General features: G+C 69.3%; 13 protein-coding genes. 6 read left to right on the top strand and 7 right to left on the bottom strand.

Annotated features, from left to right (window positions below):
• Nucleotides 1-245 (top strand): potassium transporter TrkG (locus tag AC1DVT_RS12415; protein WP_477389294.1); only part of this gene is annotated, 245 nt, incomplete at its 5' end.
• Nucleotides 238-909 carry a potassium channel family protein gene (locus AC1DVT_RS12410; RefSeq protein ID WP_457098992.1) on the top strand — a complete coding sequence of 224 codons (672 nt, stop codon included), beginning with the start codon at nt 238-240 and terminating at the stop codon, nt 907-909. The genes AC1DVT_RS12415 and AC1DVT_RS12410, both read left to right, overlap by 8 nt.
• A 4-nt stretch (nt 910-913) precedes the next feature.
• Here the strand turns inward: AC1DVT_RS12410 and AC1DVT_RS12405 are convergent, their stop codons facing one another.
• The 3 genes from AC1DVT_RS12405 to proC all read right to left on the bottom strand — a co-directional run bounded on the left by AC1DVT_RS12405 (nt 914) and on the right by proC (nt 3,887).
• On the bottom strand, nt 914-1,609 hold the full coding sequence (locus AC1DVT_RS12405) for a potassium channel family protein (RefSeq protein WP_477389291.1): 696 nt from the start codon (nt 1,607-1,609) through the stop codon (nt 914-916).
• The gene (locus AC1DVT_RS12400; RefSeq protein ID WP_477389289.1) at nt 1,602-2,969 is read right to left on the bottom strand and encodes a TrkH family potassium uptake protein; all 1,368 of its coding nucleotides are present in this window, start codon (nt 2,967-2,969) and stop codon (nt 1,602-1,604) included. Before AC1DVT_RS12400 ends, AC1DVT_RS12405 begins: the two co-directional genes overlap by 8 nt.
• 81 nt (nt 2,970-3,050) lie before the next feature.
• Entirely contained in the window at nt 3,051-3,887 is an 837-nt protein-coding gene (gene proC, locus AC1DVT_RS12395; protein ID WP_477389287.1) for a pyrroline-5-carboxylate reductase, read from the bottom strand.
• Between the two features lie 149 nt (nt 3,888-4,036).
• Between proC and AC1DVT_RS12390 the strand changes: the two genes are divergently transcribed.
• From AC1DVT_RS12390 to AC1DVT_RS12380, 3 genes are read left to right on the top strand one after another with little or no spacing between them, the layout of a single operon-like run.
• A complete protein-coding gene (locus tag AC1DVT_RS12390; protein ID WP_477389285.1) occupies nt 4,037-5,149 on the top strand; it encodes an alpha/beta fold hydrolase in 1,113 nt (370 codons plus the stop codon).
• Between the two features lie 56 nt (nt 5,150-5,205).
• Nucleotides 5,206-6,168, top strand: a complete 963-nt coding sequence (locus tag AC1DVT_RS12385) for a cation diffusion facilitator family transporter (RefSeq protein WP_477389283.1) — start codon at nt 5,206-5,208, stop codon at nt 6,166-6,168.
• A gap of 9 nt (nt 6,169-6,177) precedes the next feature.
• The gene (locus AC1DVT_RS12380; RefSeq protein WP_477389281.1) at nt 6,178-7,107 is read left to right on the top strand and encodes an LLM class F420-dependent oxidoreductase; all 930 of its coding nucleotides are present in this window, start codon (nt 6,178-6,180) and stop codon (nt 7,105-7,107) included.
• 15 nt (nt 7,108-7,122) lie between these two features.
• On the opposite strand, the gene AC1DVT_RS12375 is transcribed toward AC1DVT_RS12380, so the two are convergent.
• Nucleotides 7,123-7,581: a nucleoside deaminase gene (locus AC1DVT_RS12375; RefSeq protein WP_457098985.1), complete on the bottom strand. Its 459-nt coding sequence runs from the start codon at nt 7,579-7,581 to the stop codon at nt 7,123-7,125.
• Nucleotides 7,582-7,617: 36 nt separating this feature from the next.
• On the opposite strand from AC1DVT_RS12375, the gene upp reads away from it, so the two are divergent.
• Nucleotides 7,618-8,250, top strand: a complete 633-nt coding sequence (gene upp / locus AC1DVT_RS12370) for a uracil phosphoribosyltransferase (RefSeq protein ID WP_457098984.1) — start codon at nt 7,618-7,620, stop codon at nt 8,248-8,250.
• Nucleotides 8,251-8,265: 15 nt separating this feature from the next.
• Here upp and AC1DVT_RS12365 read toward each other — a convergent pair whose 3' ends face one another.
• The 3 genes from AC1DVT_RS12365 to AC1DVT_RS12355 all read right to left on the bottom strand — a co-directional run.
• Nucleotides 8,266-9,546 carry a type III PLP-dependent enzyme gene (locus tag AC1DVT_RS12365; RefSeq protein ID WP_477389279.1) on the bottom strand — a complete coding sequence of 427 codons (1,281 nt, stop codon included), beginning with the start codon at nt 9,544-9,546 and terminating at the stop codon, nt 8,266-8,268.
• Nucleotides 9,543-10,085, bottom strand: a complete 543-nt coding sequence (locus AC1DVT_RS12360) for a hypothetical protein (RefSeq protein WP_477389277.1) — start codon at nt 10,083-10,085, stop codon at nt 9,543-9,545. Before AC1DVT_RS12360 ends, AC1DVT_RS12365 begins: the two co-directional genes overlap by 4 nt.
• 70 nt (nt 10,086-10,155) lie before the next feature.
• Nucleotides 10,156-12,352, bottom strand: a 2,197-nt coding sequence (locus AC1DVT_RS12355; RefSeq protein WP_477389275.1) for a DEAD/DEAH box helicase, incomplete at its 5' end; no start/stop codon positions are given.

Genomic DNA, 12,352 nt, shown 5'->3' with positions numbered 1-12,352 from the left:
CGATCACCATCACCCACTTCACCGGCGCACACGTCGAAGACGTCCTGTTCGACGTGATCTCCGGCTTCGCCACCGTCGGCCTGTCGACGGGACTCACCGAAACCCTGCCAGACCCGGGCATCTACATCATGGCGCTGACGATGTTCATGGGTCGCGTTGGTACAGTGACTCTCGCCGCGGCCGTGGCCGCGACATCCCGTTCGCAGCTGTATTCGCTGCCGGTGGAAAGGCCGATCGTTGGTTGAGCAGATCCGCGGCGACGCACCCGTCCTCGTCATCGGCCTCGGGCGCTTCGGCGCCGCCTGCGCCGGCGAGCTCGACCGGCTCGACCGCGAGGTGCTCGCGATCGACGACAGCCTCGAACTCGTGCAGAAGTGGTCGGAGCGACTGACGCACACGGTGCAGGCCGACGCGAAGAACATCGATGCGCTGCGGCAGGTCGGTGCTCAGGACTTCCAGGTCGCGGTGGTTGCGGTCGGCTCGAGCATCGAGGCATCCGTCCTCATCACCGCCAACCTCGTCGACCTGAAGGTCCCGCAGATCTGGGCGAAGGCGGTCTCGCAGTCGCACGGCAAGATCCTGTCCCGCGTCGGCGCGAACCATGTCATCTACCCCGAGCGCGAGGCCGGCGAGCGCGTCGCGCACCTCGTGAGCGGACGGATGCTGGACTTCATCAACTTCGACGACGACTTCGCCCTCGCCAAGATGTACCCGCCCAAGTTCATCCGGGGCGTCGGGCTCAACGAGTCCGGGGTGCGGACGAAGTACAACATCACCGTGGTGGGAGTGAAGAGCCCCGGCAAGCCGTTCCGCTATGCCGAGGCGAACACCATCGTCACCAACCACGACCTCATCATCGTCTCGGGCACGAACAGCGACATCGAGCGGTTCGCCTCGCTCGACCGTTGACGCGCTACGTCAACTGCGCGAAGGCCTCGACACGATCGGTCGGGCCCACGATGAGGATCGCGTCGCCCGGCGAGAGCACCGTCTGATTGTCGGCGTTGACCCAGCGATCGCCCTTCCCCTTGAAGGCCGTGACCGTGACGCCGTGCGCCTGCCGCAGGTTCGTCGCGCCCAGGGCTGTGCCCTGGTAGTCCGGCGGCGCGGAGATCTTCGCGAGTGAGTACCCCGGCTCGATCTCCAGATAGTCCATCGCCGCGCCGCGCACGAGGTGCGCGACCCTTCGCCCCATGTCCTGCTCGGGATTCACGATGTGGTGGACGCCGAGCTGCTCGAGGATGCGACCGTGCTGCTCGCTGATGGACTTCGCCCAGATGATGGGCACCTCCATGTGGCGAAGGAGCGCGCACACCAGGATCGAGGACTGGATGTCGTGCCCGATCGCCACGACGACGCGATCGAATTCGTGCACCGCGAGCTGGCGGAGCACCTCCTCCTTCGTGGCATCGGCCCGCACCACCTGGGTCAGCTGACCATTGTGCGATTGCACGAGGTCCTCGTCGGTGTCGATGCCGAGGACCTCCGTGCCTGTGTCCATGAGTTCGAGCGCCAGCGCGCTTCCGAACCGGCCGAGGCCGATCACGGCGACGGAATCGGCTTCGGCGATGCGACGGGCACTCGTGCCCAAGAGGGGGAATTTAGCCAATGGCGGGCCTCTCCTTCGGATAGGTGTACAGGATCTCGCGGTCGCGCAAGGCCAGGGCGGAGCCCAGCGTGAGCGGACCGAGCCGGCCCAGGAACATCAGCAGCACGAGCACCACTTCGGCGGCGGGCTGCAGGTCGTAGGTTATGCCGGTCGTGAGACCCACCGTGCCGAATGCCGAGATCGCCTCGAAGAGCACCTTGTCGAACGGCAGTTCGGTGAAGATCATCAGGGCGATCGTGCCGGACATGATCGCGGCGATGGCGATGAGCACGACCGTGATCGCCTGGCGATGAACCGCACGGGAGAGCTGCTTGCCGAAGACGTTGACCACCGCGCGGCCGCGCAGCTCGGCCAGCATGATGAAGAAGAGCACGGCGAACGTCGTTACCTTGATGCCACCGGCCGTGCCGGCTGGTCCGCCGCCGATGAACATCAGGATGTCCATCCCCACCCACGTCTCGTCGTGCATCAGCCCGATGTCGACGGAGTTGAACCCGGCCGTGCGCGTCTGCACCGACTGGAAGAACCCGATCAGCAGCCGGGCGGCCGGGTCGTAGCGGCCGAGCGTGCGCGGGTTGGACCACTCGAGAATCGTGATGTAAGCCGTGCCCAGCACGAGCAGCAGCGGGGTCGCCGCGAGCACGATGCGTGTGTTCATGGTCCAGCGCAGCGTGTTGCGGAACTCCCGGCGCAGCTGCAGCAGCACCGGGAACCCCAGACCGCCGAGGATGACGGCGGCGCTGATCGGCAGGCAGATGAACGGGTCGGCCGCGAAGCCGATGAGGTTGTCGCTGTACAGCGCGAATCCGGCGTTGTTGAACGACGACACCGAGTGGAACAGCGCGTGCCACGCGGCATCGCCGACGCTGTAGCCGTAGCCGAGCAGGAACCGGGCGAAGAGGAAGCAGAACGTCACGGCCTCGATCAGCAGCGAGATCAGCACGATCCTGCGGACGAGTCCCCGGATGTCGGACAGCTCGATGACGTTCGCCTCGGTCGCGGCGTTGAGTCGCGACCGGACGCTCATCTTGCGGGCGAGGACGAGACCGACCAGCGAGGCGAAGATCATGATCCCGAGGCCGCCGAGCTGGATCAGGAGCAGGATGACGACGAGCCCGAGTCCGCTCCAGTGCGTGGCCGTGTCGACGACCGTGAGACCGGTGACGCACACGGCAGAGGTCGCCGTGAAGAGCGCGTCATAGAAGTTGGTGCCCTCGCCGCTGCGGGACGCGGCGGGAAGCATCAACGCCCCCGTGCCGAGCAGCAGGACGACCGTGAATCCGCTGACGATGCTCTGCGCCGGGTGCACACGGAGCCGGCGCCGGATACGCGCTCTCTCTGCGCTGACGCGACCTGCCACGGCTGAGCACTCTACGCCCGAACGATTGCGCGCGGATCACGACACGGGACGCCGCCTCACCCCGGCTCGGTGCGGCAGCGGTCAGGAGCCGGCAGCGAGCTCGCGCGCGCGGGCGAGCGCGGCATCCGTCGCCTCAGCGAAGAGGCCTGCGAGCTGCGCGTGCTTGAGCACCGCGACCGCTCTCTCGGTGGTGCCCTTCGGGCTCGTCACCTTGCGACGCAGCGCGGCAGGCTCGTCGCCGGATGCCTCGAGCAGCGCGGTCGCGCCGATGAACGTCTGCTCGGCCATGAGTCGCGCCTGCTCCTCGGTGAAGCCCTTGCCGACGGCGGCTTCGGTGAGCTCCTCGATCAGGAGGAAGACGTACGCCGGGCCCGACCCCGAGATCGTGGAGAGCGCGTCGATCTGGCTCTCCGGGACCTCGACCACGGAACCCACCGTCTCGAAGAGGCGCCGGACGAGCGCGGTCTGGGCAGGGCTCACGCCGTCGCCGGCAGCAAGACCCGTGACGGCCTTGCCGACCAGCGCAGGCGTGTTCGGCATGGAGCGCAGCACGGCGATCTGCGCGCCCAGGATCTCCTGGAAGGTCGCAATCGTCACACCGGCTGCCAGGCTGACCACGATGGTCCCGGGGCTCAGACGCGGCGCGATCTCGCGCAGCAGGTCGGGCACCATCGCCGGCTTCACGCCGATCAGGATGATGTCGGCGGATGCCGCGGCATCCGCATTCCCCGATGGCTGACGTTCGAGGGCGACGCTGGTCACCCCGGCAAGCTCGGCGAGCTCGTCGGCCTTCGCCGCAGAGCGATTGGTCGCGGTGATGCCGCCGGCGGCGAGTCCGGACGCGACGAGCCCGCGCAGCACCGCACCGCCCATCGAGCCGGCGCCGAGGATCGCGATGGAGGGGAGGGTTTCAGGCATGCCGACCATGCTAGCGAGCGAGCGTGAACGGCTTTGGGCCGGCCGGCCCCGCGCTCCCCGGAGATCCGCCATTCACCCGCGCCGACCGCCGGACTATGGTCGAAGAAGCGGGTGCAGTGGGGTTCCCGCGGGACAGCGAAGGATGCGGCATGACCCTGTTCGACGGCATCACGGCACGTGCGATCGAGACGCCCCGGCTGTTGGTGAACATTCTGGAGCGGGTCGGTGACGATCCTGCGACGGCACCGGAGAAGACGGTCGTGCTGATCCACGGCAACGTGTCCTCTTCGCTGTTCTGGCAGGAGATCATGCAGGATCTTCCGAGCGAGCTGCGGGTGATCGCGATCGATCTGCGCGGCTTCGGAGACACCGAGAACGCGCCCGTGGATGCCACACGCGGCCTCCGGGACTTCAGCGACGACGTATCGGCGACGCTCGAGACGCTCGGCATCCCGTCCGCTCACCTCGTCGGCTGGTCGATGGGTGCAGGCGTGGTCATGCAGTACGCCCTCGACCACCCGGTGCTCAGCCTCACGCTGCAGTCACCTGTCTCCCCGTACGGATTCGGCGGCACGCGACGCGACGGATCACGACTCACCGACGACGACGCCGGAAGCGGCGGCGGGGGTGCGAACCCGGACTTCGTCGAGCGTCTGAACGCCCGCGACACCAGCGACGAGGCGGCGACGTCGCCGCGCAGCGTGTTCCGCTCCGGATATGTCGCCGAGGGCTATCAGACCGCCCACGAAGACGTCTGGGTCGCCTCGATGCTGTCGACCTCGACGGCGGTGGGCAACTACCCAGGCGACGCCGTGGCCAGCGAGAACTGGCCGGGATTCGCAGCGGGGACGACGGGCGTGCTCAACACCATGGCCCCGAAGCACTTCAACACCGCCGGCATCGTCGCCCTCACCCCGAAGCCGCCGATCCTGTGGATCCACGGCACGGCCGACGCCATCGTCTCCGACGCGTCGTTCTACGACTTCAACCACCTCGGGGCGCTCGGGATCGTCCCCGGATGGCCCGGCGCCGACGTCGCACCCGCGCAGGAGATGGTGTCGCAGACCCGCGACGTGCTCGGGGCATACGCCACCGCGGGCGGCGAGGTCACCGAGGTCGCCCTGGAGGGTGTCGGTCACTCCCCGCACCTGGAGCGTCCGGCGGAGTTCCGCAGCGCCCTCCTCCAGGTGATCGGCTACGTCGGGCATCCCGCCGATCCGTCCCCGGCGACCGAGGCCATCATCATCAGGTCTTCGGACTGACCCTGCAGTCGTCACCCGCGCGCCGACGCGATCAACGGCGACCGTAGACTCAGCGCATGAGTACAGAGGGTGGCACCAAGGCGATCATCGCGGCCATGTTCGCGAACCTCGGCATCGCGGTCGCGAAGTTCATCGCCTGGATCGTGTCGGGCTCGGCATCGATGCTCGCCGAGGCGATCCACTCGCTCGCCGACACTGGCAACCAGATCCTGCTTCTCCTCGGTGGACGGCTGTCCAGGCGCCGGGCCGACGCGGACCACCCCTTCGGCTACGGGCGCGAACGTTACGTCTACGCCTTCCTGGTCTCGATCATCCTGTTCACCGTCGGTGGCCTGTTCTCGATCAACCACGGCATCGAGAAGCTGCAGCACCCGCACCCGCTCGAGAACGTGTGGGTGCCGGTCACGGTGCTGCTGATCTCGATCGTGCTCGAGTCGTTCTCGCTGCGCACCGCCATCCGCGAGAGCAACCATGTGCGCGGCAAGGACCAGTCCTGGGTGTCGTTCGTCCGCCACGCGAAAGCGCCCGAACTGCCTGTCGTGCTGCTCGAAGACATCGCCGCGCTGATCGGTCTCGTCTTCGCGCTGCTCGGCGTCACCCTGACCGCCATCACCGGCAACTCGGTGTACGACGCCGTCGGCACGCTCCTGATCGGCTCCCTGCTCGTGCTCGTGGCGATCGTCCTGGGCATCGAAACCAAGAGCCTGCTCGTGGGTGAGGGCGCGACGATGGCCGACCACGACCGCATCCTCGCCGCGCTCGAGGGCGGCCCGCAGGTGGAGAAGGTCATCCACATGAAGACCCTCTACCTCGGCCCCGACGAACTGCTGGTGGCGGCCAAGCTCGGCTTCGCCTCCGATCGGCTGCTCGGCGAGATCGCGAACGATATCGACGTGATCGAGGCGCGGGTGCGCGAAGCCGTGCCGATCGCACGGGTGATCTACCTGGAGCCCGACATCCTGCGGGCGGGCGGGCCGGCCCCGCTGACCGAGGAGATCGTCGTCCGCTCGAGCGACTGACCGATCTCGATGCAGTACTGCCTGTTCACCGAGCCGCAGCTCGGCGCCAGCTACGACGACCAGCTCGCCTTCGCCCAGACGGCTGAGCGCCTCGGCTTCGACGGCTTCTTCCGCTCGGACCACTATCTGCGCGGCTCGGCGGGTGATCCCCTCCCCGGCCCCACCGACGCCTGGACGACCCTCGCCGGTCTCGCCCGCGAGACCTCGCGCATCCGGCTCGGCACGCTCGTCTCATCGGTGACGTTCCGGATTCCGGGGATCCTGGCGATCCAGGTCGCGCAGGTCGATGCGATGTCCGGCGGCCGCGTCGAGCTGGGCCTCGGCGCGGGGTGGTTCGAGCGCGAGCATCTGGCGTACGGCATCCCGTTCCCCGTGAAGCGGTTCGACCTGCTCGAGGAGCAGCTCGAGCTGATCACCGGCCTGTGGTCCACCCCGGTCGGCGACACGTACAGCTTCGTCGGCGCGCACTACTCGCTGACGGATGCCCCGGMACTGCCCAAGCCCATCCAGGCACGCGTGCCCGTCATCGTGGGCGGAAACGGCCCGCGCCGCACGCCGGAGCTCGCCGCGCGGTTCGCGACCGAGTTCAATCTCGGCTTCCCCGCACTCGCCGACATCCCGGAGCGGATCGCGCGCGTGCACGCAGCGTGCGAACGCATCGGGCGGGATCCCGCGAGCCTGTCGCTCTCGCTCGCGATGTCGACCTTCGCGGGGCCGGACGATGCCGCAATCGGGCGGCGGGCGGCACGTGTGGGAAAGACCGCGGCGGAGGTCCGCGACGGCGTCAGCATCGTCGGCGACGCGGACGAGGTCGCCGAGCGGATGACGCGGTACGCCGAGTTGGGGATCGACCGGGTGTATCTGCAGCTGCTCGACCTGCAGGACATCGACCACGTCGAGTACCTCGGCACCGAAGTGCTCCCCCAGCTGCCGCGCTGACCGAGCGGGGCAGGCTCAGCGCCGCGAGGCGAAGAACTCCTGCAGCAGTGCGGATGCGGCATCCGCTCGAATTCCCGCGACCACCTCGGCACGGTACGGCAGGCGCCGATCGCGCACGACGTCGTACACCGAACCCGCCGCCCCGGCCTTGTCGTCCCACGCGCCGAAGACGAGCCGCGACAGGCGTGCCTGGAGCAGCGCGCCGGCGCACATCAGGCAGGGCTCGAGGGTCACCACGAGCGTGCATCCCTCGAGATTCCAGCTTCCGACGGATGCCGCGGCCTCCCGCATCGCGACGACCTCGGCGTGGGCGAGCGGATCGTGCGTGAGTTCGCGGAGGTTCCGGCCTTCGCCGATCACGGTGCCCGCGGCATCCGTCACCACCGCCCCGACGGGGACGTCGCCACCAGCGCCGGCCTCCGCGGCGAGCGCGAGCGCGCGGTCCATCGCGGCGAGATCCGCAGGGTCGGTCATCACACCACGAGACTACGACCCGGCTAACCTGAGCGTATGCGCCTCCACGTCGCCGACCACCCGCTCATCACCCACAAGCTCACGGTGCTGCGCGACGAGCGCACCCCGTCGCCGGTGTTCCGTCAGCTCACCGAAGAGCTCGTCACGCTGCTCGCGTACGAGGCGACGCGCAACGTGCGCGTGGAGCCGCACGAGATCCGCACCCCCGTCACCACAACGATCGGCGTTCGCATCGGCGAGCCGCGCCCGCTCGTGGTGCCGATCCTCCGCGCCGGACTCGGGATGCTGGAGGGCATGGTCAAGCTCATCCCCACGGCTGAGGTCGGCTTCCTCGGCATGGTGCGCAACGAGGAGACCCTCGTGCCGTCGACCTACGCCGAACGACTGCCCGACGACCTGAGCGACCGGCAGTGCTTCGTCCTGGACCCCATGCTCGCCACCGGAGGGTCCCTCGGCGCGGCGATCGAGTTCCTGTTCAAGCGCGGGGCACAGGACGTAACCGCCATCTGCCTGCTGGGTGCCCCCGAGGGCGTGGCCGCGATCGAGAAGCAGTGCGGCGACCGGGACGTGACCCTCGTGCTGGGAGCGCTCGACGAGCGCCTCAACGAGAAGGGGTACATCGTCCCCGGGCTCGGCGACGCGGGCGATCGCCTCTACGGCACCGTCTGAGCCACCGCTGCGGGTCTACAGCTGACGCTGCAGCTCTCCGACCGATCGCAGCTCGACCGGTTCGGGCGCGGGTGCCGACTGCGCCCCGATGTCGGGTACGCCGCGCAGTGCCGCGATGGGCGTGAGCGCGCGGCCGTTGAACCGGCTGGCCGTGACCGCGGTGTAGGCGCCCATCGTCGGGCTCACCAGCAGATCTCCGACCGCGAGCTCGGGCAGCAGCTCCTCGCGCGCGACGACGTCGGCGCTGTCGCACGTCGGACCCGCGAGTGTCGTCCAGCGGTGCGATGACGGGTCAGGCGCGTCCAGCTCCCGCACCGCGAAGACGAGCGGGTGCACGTCCTCGCTGACGACGTTCGAGTACGAACCGTAGACCCCATCATCGAGGTAGGCCCAGAGCCCGTCGGCCCGCTCAGCCACACCCACCACGCTCGTGACGAGCGTCATGGCTTCGGCGACGAGGATGCGCCCGGGTTCGGCGATCACCCTGAGGTGGGCGGCCCGCTCCTCGAGAATCGGTCGGATCGCGGCGGCGACCTCCTCCAGCGGGGCGACCGGGGTGTCGTAGCCGACCGGGAACCCGCCGCCGATGTCGAGGGTGTCGAAGCGCACCCCCTGGGCGCGCTCGAGCTCCGCCATGAGATCGAGGGTGTCGTTCGTCGCTGCGGCGAACCGCGCGGGGTCGTCGAGCTGGCTTCCGACGTGGAAGCTGAAGCCCGCCACGCGCAGTCCGAAGTCGCGCGCCCTGGCGACGAGCTGCGCGGCCTCGAAGGGGCCCACGCCGAACTTCGATGACAGGTCGCTCTTGGCGTGCGGGCTCCGGTACGCGAGGCGGATCAGCAGCCGCGTCTCCGCCGGCGCACCGGCGAACTTCGCGAGCTCCCCGGCATTGTCGATGACGAAGGTGCGGATGCCGGCATCCAGCGCTTCGGCGATCTCGGAGCTCTTCTTGACCGGGTGCGTGTGGATCACCCGGTGCGCGGCGATGCCTTCGGCGCGCAGCAGGGCCAGCTCGGCATCCGACGCGATATCGAAACCGCACCCCTCCGCGGCGAGCGCGCGGATGACCTCGCGGTGCGCGAGCGCCTTCACGGCGTAGTGGAAGCGCACGGTCGGGAGGGCGGCCTGCAGCCGGCGGAACTGCCGGCGCACGCGGTCGGTGTCCAGCAGCAGCAGCGGCGTGCCGTGCACCGCGAGCGCCGCGCGGGCCTGATCCATCGCCAGCAGTGCGGCGGTCTCAGCACGACGGCTCTCGAGGAACGCGTGCGGCGGCCGGATCGGCGGGTGTGGCTGGTTCATGATGCGTTCTCCTCGGTGGCGCCGCGCAGCCCGGTGCGGTCGGTGACGGTGAATGCGCCGGCCGCGATCGCGTAGAAGACGATGTCGGCGACGACCTTGCCGGCGAGGAGCCCCCAGAACGGATCCGGGATCAGCCACACGCCGAGCACGAGCGCGGCAGGCCGGATCACGAGCGAGTCGAGCAGTTCGGACGGCCCGAACTCCGCAGCCAGGAGCAGCAGCGTGCGCACGCCCGCGCGTCGGCGGGAGCGGGTGATGCCGCGGCCGGGCCGGACCACCCGGATCTGCTCGAGGTAGACGGTGAAGGCGAGGACGGCGTAAAAGCCGATGCTCTCGCCGATCAGGGCGGCTATGGCGATGACGGCCGGGGCGTCGGTCCAGGCCGTGACGCCGAATCCGGCGAGGATCAGCGCCGCCGTGCCCACGATCTCTGCCGGCAGATAGCGGTGGATCCAGAACCGGATGCCGTGACCGGTTCGATTCCCGTCGTCCGCAACTTCCTCGATCGCGGCTGACGCTGCGTGTTCGACTGCGCTCATCGCTGACTCCCCCTTCCCCAGGAGAGAGTCCGCTGCCGCGCCTTTGATACCTCCGCTGCAGAACTCGGGGTCAGTGCAGGACGAGCCGGGCGAATCCGCTCAGCCGTGCGACGCCTTCCGGCGTGTGCGGCAGGTCGTCGAGGAGTCCGGGCGAATGCACGACGTACGCGGTGTGCATGGCTCGTGAGATCGCGACATTGAGGCGGTTGCGCAGGAGCAGGAACTCCAGACCGCGCGGCGCGTCGCGGCCCGACGACGCCGCCAGCGAAAGGATCGCCACCACGGCCTCTTTGCCCTGGAACTTGTCGACCGTGCCGACCGGCACACGATCGAACCCTGCCGCCGCGAGGGACTCCTCGATTTCCACCTGCTGCGCGTTGTAGGGCGTGACGATGATGATGTCCGACTGCTCGAGCGCGCGCGGGGCGAGCACGGTGATCTCTTCGTCACTCACCGTCGTGCCGGTCCAGGCCCGGCCGAGCAGCCCTCGCACGATCGTCACGACGGCCTCCGCCTCCTCCCGCGATTGGGTGGAGTTGCCGTGGTGGCGCACTGGGACCGCCGCCAGTCCGGGCTCGATGCCCTCGAGGACGCGCAGCCCCGCGGAGGGATGCGACGCGAGCTCGCCGCGGTACGACAGCCGCGACACCGGCTCCGCGACGGCCGGATGCATGCGCCAGGTGCGGGCGAGGAAGTACCCGAACTCGGGTGGAACGACATCCGATCCGTCCATCACCCAGCCGAGCGCGGACGTGTCCACCGGCTCGGGGTGGGTGCCCTGGGTCACCTGGGGCAGCTGCTGCGGATCGCCCAGGAGGAGCAGGCGCGACGCGGCGAGCGACACGGCGATCGTGGAGGCGAGCGAGAACTGCCCGGCTTCGTCGATCACCAGCAGGTCGAGGCTGCCACGGGGAATCCGGCCCTCGTGGCTGAAGTCCCATGCCGTTCCGCCGACGACGAACCCGCCGGTCTGCTCGGCTACGTACGCCGCCATGCCGTTCTTGGGGATGACGGTGAAGGATGTCTCGGCCGAGGCATCCTTCGGCGCTTTGGCCACCTGCGCGGGCGAGACGCCGGCGTCGACGATGCGGTCGAGCATGTTCTCGACCACGGCGTGCGACTGGGCGACCACGCCGATCTTGTAGCCGTGCTCGCGGATCAGGCGCGCGATGACGTGCGAGCCGACGTAGGTCTTACCGGTGCCTGGTGGGCCCTGCACCGCGAGGTAGCTGCGGTCCAGGTCGAGGAGCGACCGCACGATCGCATCGACGTCGTTCCCCGACGACTGCGCGAGCCCTCCAGCCGCTCCCTGAGCCTGTCGAAGGGTGCGCGGCGGGCGCCGGCGCAGGATGTCGGTCGCAGGGTCTTCGGGGAAAGCCGGGGCCGCGGCGATGAGCGTATCGGCCCACGCGTCGATCGCGGACTGCTGGTTGCCCGCGCGCGGCGGGGGCGGCGGAGTCAGGGCGATCGGCAGCTCTGACCACGTCTCGCCCTGCACCGCGTATTCCTCGACGATCGCGCCGTCGTCGAGGACCTCGACCACCTGCACGCGGTGGTCGGCATGGATCCAGCGCGGCGACGGCTCGAACGGGAACGGCGCAGGCAGCTCGTAGAGCGCGAAGGGGTCGGTCCCTGCGCTCAGACGGGTGCCGGGCGCGAGCTCGCCGCGCAGCTCGAGCACGCGCCGGTCGGCCCTGGCGCCCTCTGGGCGATTCCAGTCCTCGATCACCTGGCACCGGGCGCCGTCGAGCACGACGACGTCGCGCACCTCTTCCCAGATGGCGACGGGCTCGCGCAGGCGCAGGAAGTGCGTTCCCCAGTAGCTCTTCGCCTCGCGCGGGTAGTAGTCGATCGCGGCGGACGCGAGGCGCAGCGACTGGGCGTCGTCCGAGTCGTCCGGGAGGCTGCGCGACGCGGCGGACAGGGCGAGGGCGCGCGGCGACGGCTCGTACACCTTCTCGTCGGGCTCGGGCTCCGGTGACGGCCGCAGATTGGCCTCGCGCGCCCGGTCGACGAGCCAGTCCCGGAGGCGCCGGGTCGAGACGCAGTCGTATCGGTTGTAGTCGGCGAGATCGTCGAGGATTTGGCCGGCGCCCGCGGTGTCGCCGTCTTCCTGCAGCGCCCGCGCCTGGACGTACTTGACGATCGAGTCGTCGCCCTTCTGGACGTCGCTGGTGCGCACCTCGTCGCCCATGTACAGCGGCTCGAGCTTCTTGATCGAGTACGACCGTGAACCCACGCGCAGCGACCGGCGCACGATCGGATAG

This window comes from Microbacterium sp. P2_F9, from assembly GCF_056403635.1.
Note: the sequence above shows the minus strand (reverse complement) of the source record. Positions and strands in the feature narration are given on the sequence as shown.

What these genes read in the sequence shown, in the direction of transcription:
- AC1DVT_RS12360 (WP_477389277.1), bottom strand. Translation starts at nt 10,085, where the DNA reads ATGAGCGCAGTCGAACACGCAGCGTCAGCCGCGATCGAGGAAGTTGCG.
- upp (WP_457098984.1), top strand. Translation starts at nt 7,618, where the DNA reads ATGCGCCTCCACGTCGCCGACCACCCGCTCATCACCCACAAGCTCACG.
- AC1DVT_RS12390 (WP_477389285.1), top strand. Translation starts at nt 4,037, where the DNA reads ATGACCCTGTTCGACGGCATCACGGCACGTGCGATCGAGACGCCCCGG.
- AC1DVT_RS12375 (WP_457098985.1), bottom strand. Translation starts at nt 7,581, where the DNA reads ATGACCGACCCTGCGGATCTCGCCGCGATGGACCGCGCGCTCGCGCTC.
- proC (WP_477389287.1), bottom strand. Translation starts at nt 3,887, where the DNA reads ATGCCTGAAACCCTCCCCTCCATCGCGATCCTCGGCGCCGGCTCGATG.
- AC1DVT_RS12385 (WP_477389283.1), top strand. Translation starts at nt 5,206, where the DNA reads ATGAGTACAGAGGGTGGCACCAAGGCGATCATCGCGGCCATGTTCGCG.
- AC1DVT_RS12365 (WP_477389279.1), bottom strand. Translation starts at nt 9,546, where the DNA reads ATGAACCAGCCACACCCGCCGATCCGGCCGCCGCACGCGTTCCTCGAG.